Here is a 24,509-nt window from a genome sequence, read left to right on the forward strand (position 1 = left end):
CGGGGCTTTTTCTGTCGGGAACCAGCGCTTGACGGCTTCAGCCCTGGCGTTCGGGAACGTGAACGACGAGACCATCAAGGTCGTCATTCATCTTGATCTGACAGGAAAGCCGGGATGTCGGCCGAACGTCGAAAGCGAAGTCGAGCATATCCTCTTCCATCGGTTCCGGTCCGCCGACACGCTCGGCCCAGGCGTCATCGACGTAGACATGACAGGTCGCACAGGCACAGGCGCCACCGCACTCCGCATCGATGCCGGGGATGGAGTTGCGAACCGCGTTCTCCATGACGGTGGAGCCATTGCTGACGTCGAGTTCATGAGGCGTGCCGTCAAAGGCAACGATGGTGAGTTTTGTCATGCTGGAAATCCAAAATCTGGTCTGAGAACTGTTCTAAACACATAGAAAGGCCGGCCCGCCTTGGCAACCCGCTTCACGAGCTTCAGGCATGACCGGCTTGGGCGAAACGGCAATTGTATAAGAACCGCCTTATCGGCAAAGTTTCAAAATGAAATTTTCGGCCTCGACAATGGCAGCTGCGAGTTTCGCGATTGCCGCGGTGTCATTGCCCTTTTCTTCTACCGAAGTCGCGGCAGCCGAAACTGCGGATGCGCCGACCGACTGAGCCGAACCCTTCAGCCGGTGCGCCGTCGCAATAACCGACTTGTCATCCGCTCCAATCATCTCGTGCAGGGCGGCACGCGCGTTGCGGCTGAAGAGCTGCAACACCTCGATTTCCAAATCCTTGTCGCCCATTGTCTGTCTGGAAAGATGATCGAAATCGATCGGCTTTTGACTGGCGGCAGGCATGCCGCCGTAATTATCGGGCGCTTCGAAAACAATACTGACCGCTGCCATGGCTGGAATCCTGTCTCACCATTTCCTGTTTCGTGTCACATCTGTGTCGTATTCACGCATTGTGGCAGCTGCTATCGGCTTAAATTACGGCGTGACGCTGGCGAAAATCTTCTGCTATGGTTAATTTATGTTAAACTTAGGCGAAACAAGGCGTTCAGCGCGAAACTCCGGTTTAAAAACTGTTAAAAAGCCGACACTTCGCCCCTGCCGCAAATCCGCATTAATTGTTTCGAACACCTAAATGTGTCACTACGGTACTGCCGTTCTCTCAGGGCTTAAGCTCAAGCTTTGTTATTGCGGCATGGTGATGTAATTTCGCCCGAAAGCTGGGTCACCAGCAGTCGGGATTTGGTAAATGGCGGGACTGTTCTCTCTTGAGGGTCGAGTTCCGCTGGCATGATGGCGGCAGTCTGCTTGCGTATCGCAGGTGGGTCAACGGCATGAAGCCGGGCGTAAGTGTAACGAGGCGTAACCGCATGGCGAATAACAAGATCAGCGACTCTGTCGACGAGACTGCTTTTCAGGCGTTGGAAGATGCCCTGCAGCTTGGCGCTTTCGAAGAGAAGCCGGAGACGCGGAAACCTGCAGCGCCGAAGCAGCCGGAGGCCAGAGTGAAGGAAGCAAGCAGACCGTCCCCTGCTCCCGAGGCCGCACGCGCGCCTGTCGAACAGACACCCCGCTCGCCCAATCTCGAAGCCGCCAATGACGGATCCAAGCGCAGCCCGGCCATGATCCTGAAATCGCTGGAGGGCGGATCGATCGGCGGCGCGCTTCGCAACGCCACGATCATGTCAATCATCTGGGCGCTCGGCGGCCTCGGCGTCGCCCACCTTCTTTATGGCAACGCCCTTTGGAACATCGGCTCGCTGGCTGATCTCACAGCAATTCCGGGCCTGATGGCCATCGTCGTCGGCATACTTGTGCCGATCATGCTGTTCTTTGCCTTCGCGATCATGATGGCGCGCGCGCGCGACCTGCGCAACGCCGCCCGCTCGATGGCGGAAGTCGCGCTTCGTCTTGCCGAGCCGGAAACTGTCGCCTCCGACCGCATTATGTCCGTCGGTCAGGCGGTGCGCCGCGAAGTTTCGGCCATGAATGACGGCATCGAGCGCACGATTGCCCGTGCCACCGAGCTCGAAACGCTTGTTCATTCCGAGGTCAACGCGCTCGAGCGCAGCTATGCGGACAATGAACTGCGCGTGCGCAGCCTCGTGCAGGAGCTGACCGCCGAACGCGACGCGATCGTCAACCATGCCGAGCGCATCCGCTCGTCCATTGTCGGCGCCCAGGAACAGATCAAGGAAGAACTGTCCATCGTCGGCGAAGAGCTTTCGATGCGGATTGCGACGACCGGCGAAGCTTTCGCTTCGATGATCGATACGCGTTCCGCCGCTCTCCTCGAAAAATCCCGCGCTTCGACCGAAGCGATGGGCAGCCTGATTGCCGCCAAGACCGAAAACCTGCTTCAGGCGCTGAATTCCTCCGGTTCGACGATTTCGAACGAATTCGACATGCGTCTGCATAACCTCACCTCGACCCTCGACGAGCGCGGTGAAGTGTTGCTGGAGCGTTTCGCAATCCATGCGTCGACGCTGGATAGCGGTGTCGAGAGCCTCAACAGCGCTCTTGAAGAACGCACCCGCCAGCTTAACGAGACGCTCTCGACGCGCACGCTGGAGCTCAACCGCAATATCGAGCGCGGCCAGCAGGTCATCGGCGGCTCACTGGATACGGTTCTCGACAAGCTCTCCACCACGCTCGAAGAAAAAGGTCTCTCCTTCCGTCAGAGCTTGCAGAGCACCGCTGACGACGCCATCATGGACCTCGATCTTCGCTCGGGCCTCTATGAAGAGCGGTTGCAGGCGACCGTCGGTCAGGTCAATTCCGCATTCGACGAGCATGTGTCGCAATTTGCCAGCGCCTTCGATCAGCGCGCCGGCAGCCTCGACAGCAAGCTTATGGAAAGCCTTGCCCGCATCAATGAAACCGTCGCCGGTGGCTCTGAAGCCCTCGATACGATGCTGAATTCCGGCCTCGAGCGCATCGGCGCCACCATGACCGATCAGTCATTGGCGCTTGCCACCGCGCTCGGCACGGGTCAAGAAATGCTGGAAAGTGCCCTTGAAAGCCGCACACAGGCTTTCAACGAGGCAATCGGCCAGCGCACCGCCGAAATTACCGATGCTTTCGCCAATTCGCATGAGAAGATCGACGCCGTGCTGGCGGACCGCAGCAATGCCCTGTTCGGCGCGCTTTCGGCCAGCCAGGACCGCTTCGACGAGGCCCTCGCCAGCCGTTCGTTGGCCATCACTGGCTCCGTCTCCGGTACGGCGGAACGCCTTGCCGCCATGCTCGACGAGCGCGCTGCCGCCATCAATAATGTTGTCGCCGATGTTGAGCGTCGGCTTGCCGAAACGCTTGAAACCCGTGCCGCCGCCATCACGGGCGCTGTCTCCGGCATCGAAGACCGCATCTCAGACACGCTGGAAAGCCGCACCGCGGCGCTGCACGATGTCGTCTCCGGTGCGGAAAACCGCATCGCCGATACACTTGACGGCCGCACCGCCGCCCTCACGAGCGCGATTTCCGGCGTCGAAGAACGCATCGCAGACGCCATGGACAGCCGTACCCTGTCGCTCGACATGACCTTCGCCAATGTCGAGGAACGCCTTTCCGAAACCCTCGACCACCGGACGTCGGCCCTGACAGGCATCGTGGCAACCGCCGAAGAAAAAATCGCCGGCGCGCTCGACAGCCGGACAGCCCTGTTCGGCGACGTCGTTGCCGGTGCGGAGCACCGTATCGCCGAAACGCTGGACGGCCGCACCGCCGCGCTCAACGCCGTTGTCTCGGGCGCTGAAGAACGCATCGCCGATGCGCTGGACAGTCGCACCATGGCGCTCGACATGACCTTCTCCGGCGCAGAGGAAAAAATCGCCGAAGCCCTCGACACCCGCACCGCGGCCCTCGGCGATCTGGTTGCAAGCGCCGAGACGCGTATTGCCGGCGCGCTCGACAGCCGCACGGATTCGCTGAAGAACGTTGTTTCCGGTGCCGAAGAGCGTATCACCGACGCGCTCGATAGCCGCACCGTGGCTCTCGACATGACCTTCTCCGGCGCGGAAGAAAAAATCGCCCAGGCGCTCGACACGCGTACCGCCGCCCTTGGCGATCTGGTGGCCAGCGCCGAGAACCGCATCGCCGGCGCGCTGGACAGCCGTACGGACTCGCTGAAGACCATCGTTTCGGGTGCGGAAGAGCGGATCACAGATGTGCTCGACAGCCGCACCATGGCGCTCGACATGAGCTTCTCCGGCGTTGAGGAGAAGATCACCGATATTCTCGATGGCCGCACCGCCGCCATCAACAGCGCCGTTGCCGGCGTTGAAGACCGCATCGCGAGCGCTCTCGACACCCGTACCGCTGCCCTATCGGGCATCGTTTCTGGCGCCGAAGAGCGCATTGCGGAGGCGCTTGACAGCCGCACCATGGCGCTCGACATGACGATTTCGGGTGTCGAGGAGCGGATCGCCGAGGCCATGGATGCGAGAGCCTCGTCGCTTTCGCTCGCCGCTGCCGGTGTCGGTCAGCGTCTGGAAGCGACGGCCTTCACGCTCGAAAACGCGCTTGCCAGTGGCCATGAGCGGCTCGAAACCATGCTCGGTTCCCAGGCGGAACGCATCGCCGGTTCGCTGGAACGCAACAGCGGCCTCATCGAACAGAGCGTATCGGGCGCCGCCAACCGCATCGAAAGCGTCGTTGAAGACGGCAGCAGCCGCTTTGCCCAGACAGTCGAAGCGGGTGTGACCCGCCTCGAAAGCAATCTCTCGCAGTCACATGATGAAATCCGCACGACGCTCGAGCAGCGTCAGGCGGAGATCGCCGCGACCCTTAACTCCGCGACGACCCAGATGGGCGACATGCTCTCCGAGCAGGCGATGATGATCGGCACAACGGTTGCTTCCAGCGCCAGCATGCTCGAACTGTCGCTCGAAACCCAGCAGGAAACCCTGCAAAAGGCGATTGACGGTAGTGCTCAGACGCTGGAAGAGCGCCTTCGTAACAGCGCCGGCGATATAGCCGTGAAGATCGGCGAAGCCGCACGCGAGATCGGCGGGGCGACAGATGCCCTCTCCACGCGAATCGAGACCTCGATCGGCAATGTCACCACCCGTCTGGACGAGACCGGCGCCCGCATCGAGACCTCGCTCGACGCTCTCCAGACCAGAGTCGGCGGCGACCTTGCCAACGTCAACAGTTCGATCGACGACGCTGGCCGCCGCTTTGCTGAAGCGCTTGAAGACAAGACAGCCGTTTTCGCCCGCACCAGCGACGAAGCAGCCGAGCGCATCACCGGCATTCTGGACGAACAGACCACACGGGTTGCAGACACGTTCGAAAGCCGCACGAGCCGTCTTGCCGAGACATTTGATGCCGGCGCGGCCCGCATCGACGAGCGTCTCGGGACCATGGACCGAGCTCTCACCATCGGCCTCGAAAACGTCAACCGCACGATCGAAGGCAAGGCGACAGATCTCGCCGTCAGCCTGCGCGGCGCGGTGACGTCCGCCACCCAGAGCATCGGCGACGAAGCCGCCCGCTCCTCTGCCCTGCTTTCGAAATCCGGTTCGGAATTCGCAGAACAGGTGCAGGCGCAGAACGAAGCTTTCACGAAGGCAATCGAAGAAAAGTCCGGCGAGATCGTCAACCGCATCTCGGATGCGCAGACGCGCCTTTCCGGGCAGGCGGCTGCCGTCGCCCAGACCTTCTCGGAAGCCGGCAACATCATCGTCAACAAGGTTGCCGAAGCCGAAGCGGTCGTTCGCTCGCAGGTGGGCGTCATCTCGGAGACGCTGACCGGGGTGGAATCCGCCCTCGACGCGCGCGGCGAATCGATCCGCTCGGCGCTTGATAATCGCACCCGCGAACTCAACTCGATGCTGGCCAGCCGGTCTGCCGAACTCTCGCGCCTCATCGAAGAGAAAGCGAAGCCGGTCGTTGATGAATACGCCACCATTGGCCGTGAGGCCGCAGAGAAGATCGTTTCCGCCGCCCAGCAGAGTGCCGAGCTTCTGACCCAGAGCAACAGCGGCATGGTCGGGATGGTGGAACAGGTCATCAGCGATTACGCAGCTGCCGGAACGGATGCGGCGAGCAAGCTCGTTGCCGCCACCCGCCAGAGCACCGACATGCTGTCGGAAACCCACACGGCCATGGCAGACGCCGTCGAACAGGGTATCGACAAATATGCCCGCGCTGGCAGCGATGCGGCAAACAAGCTCGTCGCGGCCACCCGCCAGAGCACCGATATGCTGTCGCAGACCCATAACAGCATGGCCGAAATCGTCGAGCAGTCGGCGACCAACTTCAACTCGGCTGTCGAGCGCGCTGCACAGGAATTCGGCTCGGCTGATGCCGCATTGAATGCCTCTGCGACACGCTTCTCCGAGTCTGCATCGCAGGCCGCCGACATGGTCTCCAGTTCCAGCCGCCTGCTCGAAGGGAAGATCGACCGCCTGTCGAACATTTCCGGCCAGACGCTGGCCCAGGTCGCCGGTATCGTCGGTCGCTTCGAGGAACACTCGAAGGTGCTGAGCCAGGCATCCGAACTGCTCAACGCAGCGCAGTCGAGCCTCGTCGGCACGCTGGAAGAACGTCAGGAAGCGCTTCGCAGCCTGTCTGTCGGTCTCGTCAAGCGGTCTGAAGAAATCGAAAATGCGATGCGCAACGTCGTTGGCGTCGTTGAAACCACGCTCAACGAAGCCGAGGAGCGCTCGCAGAACGTTGCCGGCAACCTGCGTGACAATCTGCAGGCGTCCTTCTCGGATATCGGCCGTTCGCTCGAAGAGACGGAGCAGCGCGCCCGCTCGGCAGCGCAGACCATGCGCGGTGCCCTGCTGGCTGCAGGTCAGGATGCGAGCCGTTCGATCGAAAGCACGCTAACGGACGCGCAGAAATATTCCGACGAGTTGGTCAACCGCCTGCGCGGCGGCGTCGAATCCTCGCTTTCGGAAGTCGACAACCTTCTCGGCAGTGCGTCGGAGAAATCCAATGCCGCGGCGGCCAACCTCAAAGAAACGTTGCGTCAGGCCGTCGAGGAAGCTGTCAGCCGCTTCGCCGGCGCCACGGACGAAATCCGCCGCTCAAGCCACGATATCCGTCGCGAGCTGGATGCAACACGCGCGGAATTGAAACGCGGTGCGTTCGACCTGCCGGAGGAAGCCAAGGAAAGCGCGGCCGCCATGCGCCGCGCCGTTTCCGAGCAGATCAAGGCGCTTCAGGATATTTCCCAGCTCGTCGGCCGCTCGGCCCATCAGATGGAAGTGTCCGAACCTGTCGCCCGCGCCATTGCCGCAACCCAGCCCGCCGCAGAACGCCGCGTTGAGCCGCGTCCGCAGCCTGCAGCCCCGGCGGCGGTTCAACAGCAGCGCCCGGTACAGCAGCAGCCAGCACCTGCCCTGCGCGGCACGCTGCCACTCGAGAACCGTCAGGTCGAAAACCGGCAAGTTGAGAATCGTCAGGCACCCGCTCCGTCGCAGCCGGTTTCACCCAGCCAGGCTGGACGTCGCGAAGAAGGCGGCGGCTGGATCAGCGATCTGTTGCGTGGCGCATCGCAGGAAACGCCTGCCGCCTCGACACCGCGCGCCACGGCCGAGCAGCAGCCGACCCGCGCGGCCGATACCCGTAATCCGCGCCATATGGTGGAATCGCTGAACTCGCTCTCGGTCGATATCGCCCGGGCCATCGACCATGATGCCTCCGTGGAACTGTGGCGCCGTTACCAGCGTGGCGAGCGCGACGTCTTCACCCGTCGTCTCTACACGCTGAAGGGGCAGACGACCTTTGACGAGATCAAGCGCAAATATGAGCGGGAAGCTGAATTCCGCACCGCCGTGGACCGCTACATCAATGATTTCGAGAAGCTGCTTGCTGATGTCGCCCGCACCGACCGCGACCGGACCGTCACCCAGTCTTACCTCACCTCCGATACCGGCAAGGTCTATACGATGCTCGCCCATGCCGCGGGTCGGTTCAACTGACACCAGCAGCGCAGATACAAGAAAACCCCGGTTGAAAGGCCGGGGTTTTCATTTGTCGTCGCTATGCTTCGTTGTTTGCAACAACCTAATGTCAGGGAATGGCGGCGTTAAATCTCAAACGTGCCAGACGCCACACGAATCGCGTGACCGCCGATGCGGGCCCGGGCGATTTCGTTGTCCTTGATGTCCATGCGCAGATGGATGTGGGATGGTCTTTCCATCTCCACGCCCTGCTCTATCAGCAGTGGGTAGTGGCCATCCGTCAGGCCATCGAAATGGTGGATCGCGCCAGAGAGGGCGGCGGCGGCCGAGCCGGTAGCCGGGTCTTCGGCAATTCCCATTTCGGGGGAGAACATGCGGGCGTGGAACTTTGCCGCATGATTGACCCCGCCGCGACAATAGATGTAGGCGGCCGTCAGCCGGCCTTCGACCAGCGGGGCTGTGCGCAGCCACAGATTGGCGTCAAAATCCATCTCCCTGATCGCGGCGATATTGTGCATCGGCACCAGCAGGAACGGCACGCCTGCCGTCCAGATCGATGGGACGTGGTTCTCGAAGCCCAGATGCCCTTCGCTCACGCCCAAGGCGTCGGCAAGCGCTGCGTGATCGAGCGGCAGATCAACGCGGGAGGATTTGCGCGGCAGATCGAATTCCGCAAAGCTGATAGCGCCTGAGCGCATCTTCACGGCGCATCGCACCGGACCCACTTTTTCCTCGAGCACGCAAACCATATCGATGTCGTCATCGCTCTTACTGCGGTTACGCTCGGCGATGGCGACGGCCGCACCAACGGTCGGGTGGCCGGCGAAGGGCAACTCGCCTGACGGCGTGAAGATGCGCAGCGACGCGGCATGTGCCGGGTTGGTGGAGCGATTGATGAAAACCGTTTCGGAAAGGTTCATTTCCCGGGCAATCGACTGCATCGTGGCCTGAGAAAGATCATCGGCGTCATACATCACCGCGAGTGGGTTTCCCGCCATCTTCGTCTCGGTAAAGACATCGTAGATATCGTATTTCAGCGCCACGTCCGTCTCCTGCCACTCGCCATGTCATTAGCCATCGCAAACTGCATCAGCCGGCCCCGCACCGCAACCCTTGTTGAAGGGCAGAAATCAAGAAGCTGTGGACCGGAGCTACACGTACGGCGCTCGGCGAACGGTTGCGTCAGCGAAAGACCTTGTCGCAGGCAGCAGACTTCATGTACCAAGGGTGCATCTTGCGGCTAGATCTCCACCTCGCTCTGAGGTTTCTTGGGTTTCCAGCCGCTTCAAGAGGTTGCAGCGTCTGGCAGACCATTCGGGTTCTGTCCCGCTGTCGAGGGAAGCGGATGTCGCATTCTACCTACTCACTCTCCTTCGTTGCTTCGCCAGCCGAGGACGCGCAGTCGGCGCTGACGGAGCTGAAGGCCGTTTACGGCGACACGCCGTTTGAGGAGGCGGAGGTTATTGTTGCGCTCGGCGGCGACGGCTTCATGCTGCAAATTCTCAACGAGACGATGAATTCCGGAAAGCGCGTCTATGGCATGAACCGCGGCTCCGTCGGCTTCCTGATGAATGACTATCGGGTGGACGGCCTGCTGGAGCGTATCGCCGTGGCAAGCGGCAATGATTTTCACCCGCTGCGCATGACGACGACGGACGCCGATGGCGACGAATTCACCGCCCTTGCCATGAACGAGGTGAGCCTGTTTCGTCAGTCGCATCAGGCTGCCAAACTTCGCGTTGAAGTGGACGGCAAGGTGAGACTGGAAGAGTTGATCTGCGACGGCATGATGGTGGCAACACCGGCAGGGTCGACAGCCTATAATTTTTCCGCCCATGGCCCCATCCTGCCGCTGGAATCGCCACTTCTGGCGCTCACCCCGGTCAGCGCTTTCCGACCGCGGCGATGGCGCGGTGCCTTATTACCGAATAAGGTAACCGTCGATATTCATGTGCTGGAGCGCGACAAACGGCCTGTGAACGCGGTTGCCGACCACACGGAGGTGAAATCCGTTCGTCATGTCAGGATTGCACAATCACAGGACAGGACGGCAAGAATTCTGTCTGATCCGGATCGTTCATGGTCTGACCGGGTTCTAGCCGAACAGTTCAATAACTAAGCCAGTGACCACGATTGCCATGCACACCAAGACATACCTCCTTGCTGCTCTCTTGCTTGCCTCGGCTGCCTTCCCGGTATCAGCGCAGACGGCGGCAATCGATACGCTGCCCGTTTCGGCCATATTCGTCGTCAGCAGCGGCCTGTGGGAGGACAGGAATCTCGAACCGGTAAAGGGTCCCGACGGGCAATTGCACCCGCCACCCGCCTCGCCCACACGCGGCTATTACAAGGTCATCGCCATCCGCCAGACCGATGGGACGGCAAAGGTTTATCTTCAACGTATCGTCTTCACCGCCGAAGGCCCGAAGCTTCTCGAAAACATCGAACTCGACGAGTTCAATCAGATGAAGTCCTACGTCACGGATATCCGCCCGGAAAGCTCGAACGGTGCCCCCACCTCGCCCGGCCTCTTCGTCACCGTCTATCTGAAGACGGACCCGATGGCCAAGGAGGCAGAGAGCTGGACGATTCTCATCGACGAGCTAGGTGAGATGAAGGTGGAAAAAGCGTCCAACTGATCCTCGGACACATGGCCGAACACGCTTATGCGCGCAGCGCCTCTGGCCCAGCAAGAACCGCTCCAAAATGATGCTTCCACAATCTCGCACCAAGCTTGCCGCTGCGATCGAGGCTGGAGCCGACCGTTAGCCACGGCAAAAGCGTTGGGTGCAACCCCGCATCGAAAAGGGCGAAACCGGCCGCGAGCACGCACGTATCCGCCTGGATGCCGCACACGAGAACCCTGTCGAGTTTCAGCGACAGCAGGTACTCTATAACGTCCCGCGGCGGGCCATAGCCGTGTTTGATGAAGATGCGATCGGCGGGGACAAGCGACGGGTCGTCCGCACTTGGTTTCCAGCCGAGCTGACGCTCGAAGGGTGTTACGCTTTCATCATGACGCTCGACGGTCGCGATGCTGGGCATGGTCGCGGCAAGCGCTGTAATCTCCGCCACCAGGGCTGCCGGAGGATGAAAGCTTGGCTGGACGTCAACGATGTAGAGCGCCTGTTTCACACCTGTTCTCCAACGAAAAGCCCCTCGCAATGGGATGCGAGGGGCGATGTTTCATTCCATGTTCCGCAACAGTCTCAGTCGATATCCGAGACTTCGACATCCGCGCCGCCGCTGATCCGGTGGGCGAGTGCGGCTTCCATGAACTCGTTCAGGTCACCGTCGAGCACGTTGCCAGGGGCCGTGCTTTCGACGCCGGTGCGCAGATCCTTGACCAGCTGATAGGGCTGCAGAACGTAGGAACGGATCTGGTGGCCCCAGCCGATATCGGTCTTGGATGCGGCCTGCGCATTCGCAGCCTCTTCCCGCTTCTGCAGCTCCACCTCATAAAGGCGGGCGCGCAGCATGTCCCACGCCTTGGCGCGGTTCTTGTGCTGGGACCGCTCCTGCTGGCAGGCAACGGCGATACCGGTCGGAATATGCGTGATGCGTACGGCCGAGTCCGTGGTGTTGACGTGCTGGCCGCCCGCGCCTGACGAACGATAGGTATCGATGCGGCAGTCGCTTTCGTTGATGTCGATCTGGATCGAATCGTCAACGACCGGGTAGACCCAGACGGAAGAGAACGACGTGTGGCGGCGCGCATTGCTGTCATAGGGAGAAATTCGGACGAGACGATGCACCCCCGATTCCGTCTTCAGCCAGCCAAACGCATTATGACCCTTCACGAGGATCGTCGCGGACTTGATGCCGGCTTCTTCACCATCGTGAACTTCCAGAACCTCGACCTTGAATCCTTCACGATCCGCCCAGCGGGTGTACATGCGCAGCAGCATGTTCGCCCAATCCTGGCTTTCCGTGCCGCCCGCACCTGAGTGCACTTCGAGATAGGTATCATTGCCGTCGGCCTCGCCCGATAGCATGGCTTCCACCTGACGGCGGTTGGCCTCGCTCTTCAGCGCCTTCAGTGCGTCTTCGGCTTCCTTGACGATTTCGTCATCGCCTTCCATTTCGCCGAGTTCGATCAGCTCGATGTTATCCCGGAGCTGCTGCTCCAGCGCCTTGACGCCATTGATGCTGTCATCCAGCTGCTGGCGCTCACGCATCAGCTTCTGGGCCTCTGCGGCATCGTTCCAGAGGGTCGGATCCTCTGCCTTGTTATTCAACCAGTCCAGTCGTCTTATCGCCTGGTCCCAGTCAAAGATGCCTCCTCAGCAGGCTTATGGCCTGCTTGATTTCGTCGACGACATTCACGATTTCATTGCGCATTTCGCTGGTTCTTCACCTTCATTAAAACTCGTTGCTCAAATAAATGCGGGGGGCGCGGATGTAAAGACCCGCGCCCCCCGATGATCCCGGAACTTCAGCTCAATAAAGCCCGCCGCCGCCGCCAGTGATGGCCTGCTGCGCTTGCGGCGACGTTTTGAGGATGTCTTCCTGCGACATGTAGTTCTCCGCGCCGATCACCGAGAAGCTGTCGGCCGGGCCGGTGCCGGGCTTGAATGCCTCCATGATGGTGTCAGGTTCGCCCTCTACTGCCGCCATACCGGTCTTGCGATTGACGGCAATGAACTTCATGCCATCGGGAACGATGAACTTCGATGGCTCCAGATGCTTGGCCGCATCGGCGATGAACTCACCGAAAATCGGTGCCGAAAGCGAGCCACCGGTGCCGCCGCGACCGAGGGGAGCGGGAGAATCAAAGCCGATATAGAGACCGGCCACCATGTCCGGCGTGTAACCGACGAACCAGGCGTCCTTTTCATCGTTGGTGGTGCCCGTTTTGCCGGCAACCGGTAGATCGACCTTGATCTTGCCCGCTGCCGTGCCGCGCTGCACCACGCCTTCCAGCATGGAGGTTGTCTGGTAAGCGGTCATCGGGTCGAGGACCTGCTCGCGATTATCGACGATGACGGGCTCGTCCTGGTTTTGCCAGCTCGTCGCATTGCAGCCTTCGCATCCACGCTCTTCGTGCCGGAAGATCGTCTTGCCGTAGCGATCCTGGATGCGGTCGATCAGCGTCGGCTTGATCTGCTTGCCGCCATTGGCAAGAACCGAATAGGCCGAGACCATGCGCATGACGGTGGTTTCACCCGAACCGAGGGACATCGACAGAAGCGGCGGCATCTTGTCGTAGATGCCGAAGCGTTCGGCATATTCCGCCACGAGGTTCATACCCATGTCCTGTGCCAGACGCACGGTCATGAGGTTACGGGACTTTTCGATACCGAGACGCAAGGTCGAAGGGCCAGCCGAACCGCCGCCGTAATTCTGCGGTTTCCAGACCTGGTTGCCGGAGACGACCTCGATCGGGGCGTCGAGGATGACCGAGGCCGGCGTATAGCCATTGTCGAGCGCGGCTGCGTAGATGAACGGTTTGAAAGAGGAGCCGGGCTGACGCATGGCCTGCGTCGAGCGATTGAATTCTGACTGCGCATAGGAGAATCCGCCGACCATGGCCAGAACACGGCCCGTATGCGGATCCATCACTACCATGCCGCCCTGCACTTTCGGCGGCTGGCGCAGGCGATATTCATTGCCGGAGCCGGAGAGCGGCTGCGCATAGACGACGTCGCCGACGGAAAGCACGCCAACTGGCGACTTGGCGGTCGCGCGCTTGCCGGCTGCATCGCGAAATGCCCAGCGCATGTTTTCTGCCGAGATATGCCCGCGCGTGCGCTTGTCGCCATCTTCCGCGTCGGGATCGGCCTGAAGGCCGATATCGACGCCATCGGCAGCAACAGCGAGTACCACTGCCACCTTCCACTCGGGAACGTCGCGCAGACCCTTGACCTTCGCCAATGCCGCCGTCCAGTCACCAGCTGTTTCGATCTTTTCGACAGGGCCACGGAAACCGCGACGCTCGTCATACTGTACAAGCCCGTCCTGAAGCGCCTTGCGGGCTTCGCGCTGGATTTGCGGATCGAACGATGTGCGGACGGAAAGCCCGCCTTCAAGCAGCGCTTCCTCGCCATATTTCTCGACGATCTGGCGGCGAACTTCCTCTGCGAAATAATCGGAGGCGAAAATATGCGCCCCACCACGACGCAGATTGACACCGAGCGGCTGCTTCTTGGCGTCTGCGGCGTCATCGGCAGTGATGTAACCATTCTCGGCCATGCGGTCGATCACCCAGTCACGACGCTCGAGCGCAGCCTTCTCGCGGCGGATCGGATGGTAATTGTTCGGCCCCTTCGGCAGAGACGCCAGATATGCCGTCTCGGCAATCGTCAGTTCGGTGACGGATTTGTTGAAATAGGTCAGCGCCGCCCCGGCGATGCCGTAGGAATTCAGGCCGAAAAAGATCTCGTTGAGATAAAGCTCGAGGATCTTGTCCTTTGAATAGGTTTGCTCGATGCGGAAGGAGAGGATGGCTTCCTTGAGCTTGCGGTCGATGGTCTGGTCGTTGGTCAGAAGAAAGTTTTTCGCAACCTGCTGGGTGATCGTCGATGCGCCGACGGGACGACGGCCGGAGCCGACATTCTGGAGATTGACGAGGATGGCGCGACCGAGGCCCCAGATATCGACGCCCGGATGGTTGTAGAAATTCTTGTCTTCAGCGGACAGGAAGGCTGCCTTCACGCGGTCGGGTATCGCCTGGATCGGCAGGAACAGGCGCTTCTCATGCGCATATTCCGCCATGAGCTCACCATTGCCAGCGTGTACACGGGTTGTTACGGGCGGCTCATAGGTGCTCAGAACTGCGTAATCCGGCAGGTCCTTCGTCACGCCGTGCAAATAAATCGCACCGACGACGGCGGCGCACAAAAACAGCACGCTGGCCAAGCCGAAAAAATATCCAATCAGTCTGATCATACCAAGCTACCGATAATTCGAATCGTAACCATCAACGCCCGACGATTTACGGGCGCATCCTTGCATATCGCGTGCCGTTTTGCACACCATACCTTCGATGACAAGCCGATACGGCAGCATTCGCTGATATGTTACCGGGCCGAATGCCCGCAATCATGCATCGAAGCTTACGGATTGCCACCGAATCCGCTTCCCGAGTAACGCGGGGAATGTGAGTAAAATAGGGCTCAGCGGTCGCAATCGTTGCCAAGGGTCAAGAATTGAACAGCTTTTCGGCTGTCTCTGGCGGCGTAGCCACACTTTTGGTTGGCCCGTCGGCGGCCTGTCAGCCACCGTTTGCCATGGCCTTTGCGCGGTATCGCCCGACGGCCGTCGCCAAGGTATCGGCAACCTTTTTGCGCCACGCGTCATCGAGAAGCAGCTTTTCGTCTTCCGGATTGGAGAGGAAACCGAGTTCCAGCAGTACCGACGGCACATCGTGGGCGCGTAGCACCATGAAGCCGGCATAGCGATGCGGATTATTGATGAGACCCACCTGCCCCTCGAAGGATGAGACGATGTTTTCGGCAAGGGTCACCGAAAAGGCCTGGGTCTCGCGGCGGGTGAAGTCGAGGAGAATGTCGGCGACCTCGGGCGGTTCGGAGGAAGCGGCAACACCGGCAATCTGGTCGGACTTGTTTTCGCGCTCCGCCAGTTCCTGCGCCTGCCGGTCAGAAGCACGATCCGACAATGTATAGACGGTCGCGCCGCGGATGCCCTTCTGCTTCAGCGTATCGGCATGCAGGGATATGAAGAGATTGGCATTGTTCTGCCGGGCGATCGTCACCCGTTCGGACAGAGCGAGAAAGGTATCGGAATCGCGCGTGAGAAAGGCCTTGATGCCCGGTTCCCGGTTCAAACGATCGGCAAGCTCCTTGGCAAAGGTCAAGGTAATGACCTTTTCCTCCGTGCCCGTGGTGCCACCGGTGGCGCCGGCATCGATGCCGCCGTGGCCCGCATCGACGGCGATGATGAATTCTGCGGGACGCGAGGTTTTGTCGTCGGCTGTAATCGCCGATGTCGTCACCGGCGCAGGCGCGCGCCATTGCTGGTCTTTCACCAGTTCCGCAAACTTGCCCCTGGTGGTGATTTCCGCGTCCAGCACAAACCGGAACGACTGCCCGTCATCTGCCTTCTTCGTTTCTGCGACCGCCACCTGAACCGGCTTTTTTGCCGTCAGAACGATGCGGGCGCTGTTTTCGCCCATGGTGCCAAAGCGGATATCGGAAAAAAGGCCCGTTGGCTTGAGATCGGAGACGGGGAATTTAAAATTGACCGCCGGAAAGTCGACTACGATTCGTGCCGGCGAATCGAGGTAATGAACGTCGAACTCCGGCTCTTCCGCAAAATCGAGAACGATACGCGTGCGAGCCTCGTCGCCGATGATGCGCGCCTGATGGGCGACGAGCGGCTCGACCGCATGCGCTGCCGGGATAAGGGAAAAAGAGGCGGCGACCCCAAGCGCCAGGACAGCCGCAGCCCGCGCGATTCGCACGCCAAGCCACCCTGCCCCGCCTGATATCGCTGCGCTGCGCGTAAAATTCATGGCCCTCGAGAAATTCCGTATTTCAGTCATTTTGGATAAACAGCGATGAAAAACGCCGCGAACGGAGCCGTTTCAACCACGCCGTACGATAGTTTGCACGTTTGCGCCCCACAATCGCAGGCGTTGGTGAACCAATTGTTAACCCGGAAATTCCACCAACAATATGGCATATTTAGCCAGCCTATTGCTATTATGACAGAGAAAACATACAACGCATGTGAGGGTTAAAAGTGTTGACGGGATAGATGCCCGCCGGCTGCCAATCGAAAAAGACGCTGGCGCTGCACATCGGGCAATCATCTGCCGTCGTTACATTTATCCTGAAACTCGATCAATTCCGGCCGTGGCCGGAGACCTACCCGGTGGCAATGCCACCGCCGCTCTGAGGAGAGCAAATTCATCGGACCCCAAGGGGTCTATATATTATTGTCGTTCCGCCTGGCCAATGATGTCGCAGCAGTTTTCACATGAACCGGATACCAGGAGCAGGCCAAGCGCCTCGCCGTCGGTCCGGATGCTGCCAGTTTACAGAGGCCCGGGTGGAGACTTCATTTCCGGCACATCCTTGCACTCATATGAAAGGCTCGTCCGTGTGGCGGGCCTGTTCTCGTATAAAACAAGGCTGCGCCGAGGAGCACAGCTTACATGGCAGACAAAATGCTTATCGACGCCTCCCACGAAGAGGAGACACGCGTAGTCGTTGTCCGTGGGAACCGGATCGAAGAATTCGATTTTGAATCGGAGCACAAAAAACAAATCCGCGGCAATATCTATCTTGCCAAGGTCACCCGCGTTGAGCCCTCGCTTCAGGCGGCTTTCGTGGACTACGGTGGAAATCGCCACGGCTTTCTCGCTTTTGCGGAAATCCACCCGGATTATTACCAGATCCCGCTCGCTGACCGACAGGCACTGCTGAAAGCAGAAGCCGAGGATCATCGCCGTAGCGACGACTTCGAATCCGCCGACGCTCCCGAGCCAGCCGCCCCCATGATCGACCTTTCGCAGGTGGACCAGCCTGACGTCGGCATCGTTTCGGCGCCCGAAGTGGTCGAAACCGTGGCAGCCGAAGAAGCAGCCCCCGTTGCGGAAACGGTTTCTGAAGAAGCAGCCGTCGAGGTTGTGGCCGAAGAAGCGCCCGCCGAGGAAGAAAAGCCGAAGAAGCGCGTCCGCCGCCCCCGCGCCAAGAAGAAGACCGCCGAAGAAGAGGCCGCAGCGGTTGACGCGTCTGAAGCGTCACCCGAAGACGACGGCAGCACCGGCGGCGACATGGCCGCCATGGTTGATGCCGATACGATTTCCGAGGAAGTCGAAGGCCTTCGCCGCGGCAATGACGATGATGACGACGATGATGACGATCATCACGAAAAGGAAGTCATTGAATCCGTCGGCGCCGAAGACGCCATGGAAGAGGTTCCGGACCGGGTTGCCCGTAAGCCGCGCAAACAATATCGCATCCAGGAAGTCATCAAGCGCCGCCAGATCCTTCTGGTGCAGGTCGCCAAGGAAGAACGCGGCAACAAGGGTGCCGCACTCACCACCTATCTGTCGCTGGCTGGCCGATACTCCGTGCTGATGCCGAATACGGCGCGGGGCGGCGGTATTTCCCGCAAGATCACCCAGCCGACAGACCGCAAGCGCCTCAAGGAAATCGCGCGCGACCTGGAAGTGCCGCAGGGCATGGGCGTCATTCTGCGCACCGCCGGTGCCAACCGCACCCGTGTCGAAATCAAGCGCGACTTCGAATATCTGATGCGTCTGTGGGAAAACGTCCGCACGCTGACGCTGAATTCCACCGCTCCCTGCCTCGTTTATGAGGAAGGCTCGCTGATAAAGCGTTCGATCCGCGACCTTTACAACAAGGATATCAGCGAGATCATCGTTTCCGGCGAAGAAGGCTACCGTGAAGCAAAAGACTTCATGAAGATGCTGATGCCGAGCCATGCCAAGGTGGTTCAGCCTTATCGCGACATTCACCCGATCTTCTCGCGCTCCGGCATCGAAGCGCAGCTCGACCGCATGCTGCAGCCCCAGGTCACGCTGAAGTCCGGTGGTTACCTCATCATCAACCAGACGGAAGCGCTGGTTTCGATCGACGTCAACTCGGGCCGTTCGACACGCGAGCATTCCATCGAGGAAACCGCGCTGACGACCAACCTCGAAGCCGCGGAAGAAGTGGCGCGCCAGCTGCGTCTGCGCGACCTTGCTGGTCTTGTCGTCATCGACTTCATCGACATGGAAGAAAAGCGCAACAATCGCGCTGTCGAGAAGAAGCTCAAGGATTGCCTGAAGAACGACCGCGCCCGTATTCAGGTCGGCCGCATCTCGCATTTCGGCCTTCTGGAAATGTCTCGCCAGCGCATCCGCGCTTCGGTGCTGGAATCGACCACGCAGGTCTGCCAGCATTGCGGCGGCACGGGCCACGTTCGCTCGGAATCCTCCATCGCCCTGCATGTGCTGCGCGGCGTCGAGGAATATCTGCTGCGCAACACCACCCACAATATCACCGTGCGGTGCACGCCGGAAACGGCGCTCTACCTGCTCAACCACAAGCGTGGCACGATCGTCGATTATGAAGGCCGCTTCGGCGTGTCGATCATCATTGCCGCCGACTCCGGCGTCGGCGCCCAGCATTTCGCGATCGATCGCGGTGATGCCGTCGAAAATCCCGTGAAGATCGAAAGCCTCATTCAGATGCTGCCGAACTTCGTCGAGGAAGAAGACGATTTCGTCGCTGAAGTGGAAGAAGACGAAGACGAGGAAGAAATCGTCAAGGCAGAAAGCGCCCAACCGCGCCAGCAGCCGCAGGGCGACAATGGCGAGGAAGGCAAGCGCAAGCGCAAGCGTCGTCGCCGCCGTCGTGGCAAGGGTGGCCAGGGTGACCAGAACGGCACTGTCGATGCCCAGTCCGGTGATGCGGACGGCGATGATGCCGAGGGTGACGATGACGGTATCGAAGCGGATGACACCGGCGCTGATGTCGAGAACGGGACGGCGGAAGCAGCAGGCTCCGATGAGGACGGCAAGCGCAAGCGCCGCCGTCGCGGCAAGCGTGGTGGCCGCCGCAACCGCGCCGAGGACGAGGCACTTGACGGAATTGACTCTGCCGATGATGAAGCTGAAGGCGAAGAGGTCGCTACTGCGGCTGCCGTCGCTGAAGAGCCGGCTGCGGCCGAGGTCGTGGAAGGCACGGTTGCTGATGTAGCCGTCGTTGCTGACGAGACCGCGCCGAAAAAGCCACGCCGCACCCGCAAGGCCAAGGCCAAGACGGAGACCGAAGAAGCGCCGCAGGCCGAAGCTGTCGAAACGGTGAAGCCGGTCGTCGTTGAGACGACTGTCGTTGATGTCGCCGTCGAAGAAGCAGGCGAAGCCTCTGCCGACGTTGCACCGGAAGCGGAAGCGCCGGTAAGTGAAGAGAAGGTTCGCGCGAACCGGGGCAACAATGTCTCGAGCTCCGAACCGGTCGTCACGTCGTCCGCGCCAGAGGGCGATGAGCCGAAGCCGCGCAAGGGCGGCTGGTGGCAGCGCAAAGGCTTCTTCTAAGCGAAGAGAAACTCCATAAACGACGCCCGCAACATCGTTGCGGGCGTTTTGCTTTGCGGGTAGCGGAGTGTGATGTCGCCGCTGCTCCTATGCTTTTCAGACTGGAACGAGGCGGCAAGCGGATGAGAAGAGCCCATCTCTTCCGCCACTCCGGGCTTGAGCCGGAATTTCGCGGACGCACGCCTGCGCCGCTTAAACCGAGCGTGTCAGCCCTCCGTCAACCCGGATATTCTGGCCGGTAATATACCCTGCTCCTTCGGATGCGAGAAATGCCACCGTGGCAGCGATTTCCTCGCTCTTGCCGTAGCGCTGCATCGGCACAGATTCGCGGCGCTCCTCTGTTGCCGGCAAGCTGTCGATCCATCCCGGCAGAACATTGTTCATGCGGACATTGTCGGCCGCATAGGTATCGGCAAAGATCTTGGTGTAGGAAGCGAGGCCCGCGCGGAAGACGGCGGAGGTCGGGAACATGCTGCTGGGTTCAAAAGCCCATGCCGTCGAGATGTTGACGATCGCGCCCGCCTTCTGCTTCACCATGACGGGCGCGATTATCCGCGTCGGGCGAATGACGTTCATCAGGTAGACGTCGAGACCCGTGTGCCATTGCTCGTCGGTGATGTCGAGAATAGCGGCCCTCGGACCGTGCCCTGCACTATTGACCAGCAAGTCGATGCGGCCGAATTTCTCGAGCGTCTGATCCGTCAGCCGCTGGAGATCGTCATTGGACTGGTTGGAGCCTGTGACACCGATACCGCCCAGCTCCTTCGCGAGCGCCTCCCCTTTGCCGGAGGAAGACAGGATCGCAAGCCTGTAACCATCCGCGGCCAGACGTTTCGCCACAGCCGCTCCCATGCCGCTACCTCCAGCGGTTACTACAGCCACTTTTTCTGCCGACATTGCTATCTCCTCGTTTGATCGGGGTGCCCCGCACCACATGGCTCATCTATAACGGGTTTCAACGAGGAGTTCGAACCAGAATGGCTTGCAGCGGCATGCAGAAAAACTGATGCGTGCAAGGCCAACCCTAGTCCGCACTCCCCACCGGATGGGCCTTGCGGCTGTCGACAGGCGCTTCCTGTCGCTCCGCCAGACCATAATCGCGGATCACATGGGCGATACGAAGCCGGTAATCAGAAAAGGTGCCGGACCGTCCGAGCACCTGCGCCCGGCGGTGTGAAGGCCGGTTGCGCCAGGCCATCACCGCTGTTTCGTCCCGAAAAAATGACAGGGAGAGCATCTTTTCGGGATTACTGATGCTCTGAAATCGTTCGACTGACACGAAGCCATCGATGTCTTCTAGCTCGGCGCGCAGGCCTGCTGCTATATCCAAATAGTGCTGCTTTTCGCCGTCGGCCGGCCAGACCTCAAAGATGACGGCGATCATTGTCCGCCTCCGCCGTGCGGGCCAGAGGCAAGGCGCAGAAACAGGCGATCCTCGCGTCGGATGAACCGTTCCCGGCGCGCGAACTCGTAATTCTCCCGCCCGACGGGATCAGCAGCAAGCCGCGCCCTGTAGGCTTCGTAGGCGGCAAGGCCTTCAATATTGTAGACGCCATAGGCAATCGTGCTCGATCCTTCCTTTGGCGCAAAATAACCGATGAGATCGGCCCCGCAACGCGGGATCGCCTCGCCCCAGTTGCGGGCATAGAGGTCGAAGGCATCGACCTTGAAGGGGTCGATCTCATAACGAATGAAACAGGTCAGCATTATTTCTCTCCTGATGTAATACGCCACCTGTTTACCCTGTTGCGACACGTCAATGCTTCGGCTACCATCGAAGCATGAAAGACGGACCTCTTATCGCCAATGTCGCTGCGCTTATAGGCGACCCCGCCCGTGCCAACATCCTGACGGCACTGATGGATGGACGCGCGCTCACGGCAAGTGAACTTGCAGAAGCCGCCGGCGTAACCCTGCAAACTGCCAGCGGGCACCTTTCCAAGCTCTCAGAGGCGCAATTGCTGAAGGCGGAAAAACAGGGGCGTCATCGCTACTTCCGTCTCTCTGACGAAGATGTGGCGCATGTGCTGGAAGCTTTGATGGGGCTTGCGCAACGCACAGGCGCGGTTCGCATCCGCACCGGACCGAAGGACAAGGCGCTGCGGGAAGCGCGCATCTGCTACGATCATCTGGCCGGGGAAAGCGGCGTGGCCCTGCTTGCGGCCATTACCGCCAGAGGATTGGTAACCTCAAGTGCTGACCCTGCCCTGACGGATGATGGGCGTGACTTCTTCTCCAGCTTCGGCATCGACCTTTCGCCGCTCGAAAAGGCACGCCGGCCAGTGTGCCTGCATTGTCTTGATTGGAGCGAGCGCCGCCATCATCTCGGCGGCGGGCTGGGTGCCTCTCTCCTCGACGCCATGCAGCAGCGCGACTGGCTGCGGCGCGGAAACGGTCGCGTGCTGACCTTCACCGCAAAAGGCGAAAAGGCCTTTGTCAGCACCTTCGGCTGCACGCCCGCCTGATGTCCCGACGAGCCAGGCGCTTCGGCCTATTTCAGCCAGCCAGCGATCCGTCCCACCGCCTCGGCAATGTCAGATACCGAACCCGCATAGGAAATGCGTAGTGCCCTGTGGCCCTCTTCGGGATCGAAATCCATTCCCGGCGTCGCCGCCACATCGATTTCCGCCAGCATGCGCTTGGCAAAATCCATGCTGTCATTGGAGAAGCGGCTTGTATCGACATAGGCGTAAAACGCGCCATCCATCGGGGACGCCAGCGGCAGGCCTATTTCCGGCAGCCGCGCCATCAGGAAATCGCGGTTCGTGCGATAGCTTTCCCTGTAGACATCAAGCTCCTCCGCGGCCGAAAAGGCGGCACATGCCGCGAGCTGAGAGAGTTCCGGTGCCGAAATATAAAGGCTCTGGGCAAGACATTCGACAGGGCGAACCAGATTCTCCGGCAGCACCATCCAGCCGATGCGCCAGCCGGTCATGCAATAATATTTGGAGAAGGAGTTGATGATGACGGCTTTGTCGGTGATCTCCACCGCGCTTGTCTCTTCTCCGACAAAGGTCAGGCCGTGATATATTTCGTCTGAAATGAAGGCCATGTCGCGGCTGTCGCAATAGCTGGCGAGCCGCTTCAACGCTTCGCGTCCGGTGACCGTGCCGGTCGGGTTGGCCGGGCTTGCCAGAAGCACGCCCTTCAGTTTGCAGCCCGCCCGGGTTTCCGCCCGTTCGAGGCTTGCGGGTGTCAGCGTGTAGCCGGTTTCTGCCGTGACCGGAACTTCCACCACGTTAAGGCCGAGCGCTTTCAGAATGTTGCGATAGGCGGGATAACCAGGCCGTGCGATGGCGACGTAGTCGCCAGCGTCGAACAAACTGAGGAAGGCAAGGTTGAAGGCGGCTGATGACCCTGTCGTCACGGCGATGCGCGCCGGATCGATCGCGACCTGATGGCGCAGACGGTAGTGGCCGGCGATCGCTTCACGCAGCTCGCGCAGGCCGAGCGCGTCGGTGTAACCGATCCGCCCGTGTTTCAGCGCGTCTTGAGCCGCTGCCAGCGACGCCTTCGGTGCCGGATGGGAAGGCTGGCCGACCGCCATGGAGATGACGGGACGTCCCGCCTGCCTGCGCCTGTTCGCTTCCGCCAGAATATCCATGGCGTGAAAGGGTTCGACTGCGCTCCGCTTCGATATCGTAATCAAGGGCATGCTCTTTCCTGAACCGTATTTCGCAGACTTGCAGCAGAATCACAATCTTCACAATCGTGAGACCATAATGCGGACAAGTATTTTTGCCGTATGGCATTTGGCTTAAAGTAAGGTAATTGCCTTCATAAGATTCCAAGAGGCTCCGGCCGCATAGAATGAGGACCGATATGGCGCATTTTCTCCGTTCCACCCTTCTTGCCAGCGTGACGGCCCTTTCGACGGTATTCGCCTCCCTGCCCGCCCATGCGCTCGATGAGCAGCAGAAGAAGGAAATGGGCGAGTTCATCAAGCAGTATCTGATCGAGAACCCTGAAATCATGCTGGAGGTTCAGGACGCGCTTGAACGCAAGCAATATGCGTCGCGCAACGCCAAGGCTGCGGAAGCCGTTGCCGAGAACAAAAAGGCGATCTTCGAATCGAAATACGACCTCGCGCTCGGCAATCCCGATGGCGACGTCACACTCGTTGAGTTCTTCGATTATAATTGCGGCTACTGCAAACGCGCCATGGGCGACATGGACAACATCCTGAAGAGCGACAAAAAAATACGCGTCGTGCTGAAGGAATTTCCGATCCTCGGCCCGGAATCCGTCGCTGCCCATCGCGTGTCGAACGCCGTGAAGCTGCTTGCGCCGGCAAAATATCCGGAATTCCAGCGCACGCTGCTTGGCGGTCGTGGACGCGCCAATGAGGACAGCGCGATGGAAGTCGCGACTTCGCTTGGCCTGAAGGAAGCCGATATCCGCAAGTCCATGGCGGAAAACCCCAATGATGCGCAGGTGCAGGAAACCTACAAGCTGGCAAACAACCTCGGCATTACTGGAACGCCCTCCTACATCGTTGGCGACGAGGCTGTCTTCGGCGCTGTCGGTGCGGACCCGCTCAAGGAAAAAATTGCCAATATGCGCAGCTGCGGAAAAGCCACCTGCTCCTGATTCAGACTAAACCGCGTTCATTGCCTGT

General features: G+C 60.2%; 17 protein-coding genes. 6 read left to right on the forward strand and 11 right to left on the reverse strand.

Annotated features, from left to right (window positions below; genetic code table 11):
• Positions 1-37: 37 nt before the first annotated feature.
• Positions 38-358 (reverse strand): 2Fe-2S iron-sulfur cluster-binding protein, encoded by a 321-nt coding sequence (locus AT6N2_RS03835; RefSeq protein WP_209088612.1) that lies wholly within the window; start codon positions 356-358, stop codon positions 38-40.
• 129 nt (positions 359-487) lie between these two features.
• Positions 488-856 carry an Hpt domain-containing protein gene (locus tag AT6N2_RS03840; RefSeq protein WP_209088615.1) on the reverse strand — a complete coding sequence of 123 codons (369 nt, stop codon included), beginning with the start codon at positions 854-856 and terminating at the stop codon, positions 488-490.
• Between the two features lie 476 nt (positions 857-1,332).
• On the opposite strand from AT6N2_RS03840, the gene AT6N2_RS03845 reads away from it, so the two are divergent.
• Positions 1,333-7,896, forward strand: a complete 6,564-nt coding sequence (locus AT6N2_RS03845; protein ID WP_209088618.1) for a hypothetical protein — start codon at positions 1,333-1,335, stop codon at positions 7,894-7,896.
• 107 nt (positions 7,897-8,003) lie between these two features.
• Here AT6N2_RS03845 and AT6N2_RS03850 read toward each other — a convergent pair whose 3' ends face one another.
• On the reverse strand, positions 8,004-8,921 hold the full coding sequence (locus AT6N2_RS03850) for a PhzF family phenazine biosynthesis protein (RefSeq protein ID WP_209088621.1): 918 nt from the start codon (positions 8,919-8,921) through the stop codon (positions 8,004-8,006).
• A gap of 302 nt (positions 8,922-9,223) precedes the next feature.
• On the opposite strand from AT6N2_RS03850, the gene AT6N2_RS03855 reads away from it, so the two are divergent.
• Both AT6N2_RS03855 and AT6N2_RS03860 read left to right on the forward strand, forming a co-directional pair.
• Positions 9,224-9,997, forward strand: a complete 774-nt coding sequence (locus AT6N2_RS03855) for an NAD kinase (protein ID WP_144574596.1) — start codon at positions 9,224-9,226, stop codon at positions 9,995-9,997.
• Positions 9,998-10,016: 19 nt separating this feature from the next.
• Positions 10,017-10,517, forward strand: a complete 501-nt coding sequence (locus AT6N2_RS03860; RefSeq protein WP_144574599.1) for a hypothetical protein — start codon at positions 10,017-10,019, stop codon at positions 10,515-10,517.
• Positions 10,518-10,542: 25 nt separating this feature from the next.
• Here the strand turns inward: AT6N2_RS03860 and AT6N2_RS03865 are convergent, their stop codons facing one another.
• The 4 genes from AT6N2_RS03865 to AT6N2_RS03880 form a co-directional block, all read right to left on the reverse strand.
• Positions 10,543-11,013 (reverse strand): isochorismatase family protein, encoded by a 471-nt coding sequence (locus AT6N2_RS03865; RefSeq protein WP_209088624.1) that lies wholly within the window; start codon positions 11,011-11,013, stop codon positions 10,543-10,545.
• 74 nt (positions 11,014-11,087) lie between these two features.
• Positions 11,088-12,219 (reverse strand): peptide chain release factor 2 gene (gene prfB / locus AT6N2_RS03870; protein ID WP_172801652.1). Its coding sequence is split into 2 segments (ribosomal slippage): positions 11,088-12,149 and positions 12,151-12,219, totalling 1,131 coding nucleotides; the frame shifts between segments, so codons are not numbered across the junction.
• Positions 12,220-12,318: 99 nt separating this feature from the next.
• On the reverse strand, positions 12,319-14,766 hold the full coding sequence (locus AT6N2_RS03875; RefSeq protein ID WP_063951145.1) for a penicillin-binding protein 1A: 2,448 nt from the start codon (positions 14,764-14,766) through the stop codon (positions 12,319-12,321).
• A gap of 325 nt (positions 14,767-15,091) precedes the next feature.
• The gene (locus tag AT6N2_RS03880; protein ID WP_209088627.1) at positions 15,092-16,351 is read right to left on the reverse strand and encodes an N-acetylmuramoyl-L-alanine amidase; all 1,260 of its coding nucleotides are present in this window, start codon (positions 16,349-16,351) and stop codon (positions 15,092-15,094) included.
• Positions 16,352-16,996: 645 nt separating this feature from the next.
• Here AT6N2_RS03880 and AT6N2_RS03885 point away from each other — a divergent pair.
• Entirely contained in the window at positions 16,997-19,891 is a 2,895-nt protein-coding gene (locus tag AT6N2_RS03885) for an Rne/Rng family ribonuclease (RefSeq protein ID WP_209088629.1), read from the forward strand.
• A gap of 192 nt (positions 19,892-20,083) precedes the next feature.
• Here AT6N2_RS03885 and AT6N2_RS03890 read toward each other — a convergent pair whose 3' ends face one another.
• From AT6N2_RS03890 to AT6N2_RS03900, 3 genes are all read right to left on the reverse strand, one after another.
• A complete protein-coding gene (locus tag AT6N2_RS03890; RefSeq protein WP_209088632.1) occupies positions 20,084-20,788 on the reverse strand; it encodes an SDR family oxidoreductase in 705 nt (234 codons plus the stop codon).
• 127 nt (positions 20,789-20,915) lie between these two features.
• Positions 20,916-21,275, reverse strand: coding sequence for an antibiotic biosynthesis monooxygenase family protein (locus AT6N2_RS03895; RefSeq protein ID WP_209088635.1), 360 nt, complete (start codon positions 21,273-21,275; stop codon positions 20,916-20,918).
• Positions 21,272-21,598, reverse strand: a complete 327-nt coding sequence (locus AT6N2_RS03900) for an NIPSNAP family protein (RefSeq protein ID WP_209088638.1) — start codon at positions 21,596-21,598, stop codon at positions 21,272-21,274. Before AT6N2_RS03900 ends, AT6N2_RS03895 begins: the two co-directional genes overlap by 4 nt.
• 74 nt (positions 21,599-21,672) lie before the next feature.
• On the opposite strand from AT6N2_RS03900, the gene AT6N2_RS03905 reads away from it, so the two are divergent.
• Positions 21,673-22,356 carry an ArsR/SmtB family transcription factor gene (locus AT6N2_RS03905; protein WP_209088642.1) on the forward strand — a complete coding sequence of 228 codons (684 nt, stop codon included), beginning with the start codon at positions 21,673-21,675 and terminating at the stop codon, positions 22,354-22,356.
• Between the two features lie 26 nt (positions 22,357-22,382).
• On the opposite strand, the gene AT6N2_RS03910 is transcribed toward AT6N2_RS03905, so the two are convergent.
• Complete coding sequence (locus AT6N2_RS03910) at positions 22,383-23,540, reverse strand: pyridoxal phosphate-dependent aminotransferase (RefSeq protein WP_063951387.1); 1,158 nt, start codon at positions 23,538-23,540, stop codon at positions 22,383-22,385.
• 173 nt (positions 23,541-23,713) lie between these two features.
• On the opposite strand from AT6N2_RS03910, the gene AT6N2_RS03915 reads away from it, so the two are divergent.
• Positions 23,714-24,481 (forward strand): DsbA family protein, encoded by a 768-nt coding sequence (locus AT6N2_RS03915; protein WP_063951152.1) that lies wholly within the window; start codon positions 23,714-23,716, stop codon positions 24,479-24,481.
• The last annotated feature ends 28 nt before the right edge of the window (positions 24,482-24,509 follow it).

Origin of the sequence: Agrobacterium tumefaciens (assembly GCF_017726655.1) — a bacterium.
GTDB lineage: Bacteria > Pseudomonadota > Alphaproteobacteria > Rhizobiales > Rhizobiaceae > Agrobacterium > Agrobacterium tumefaciens_B.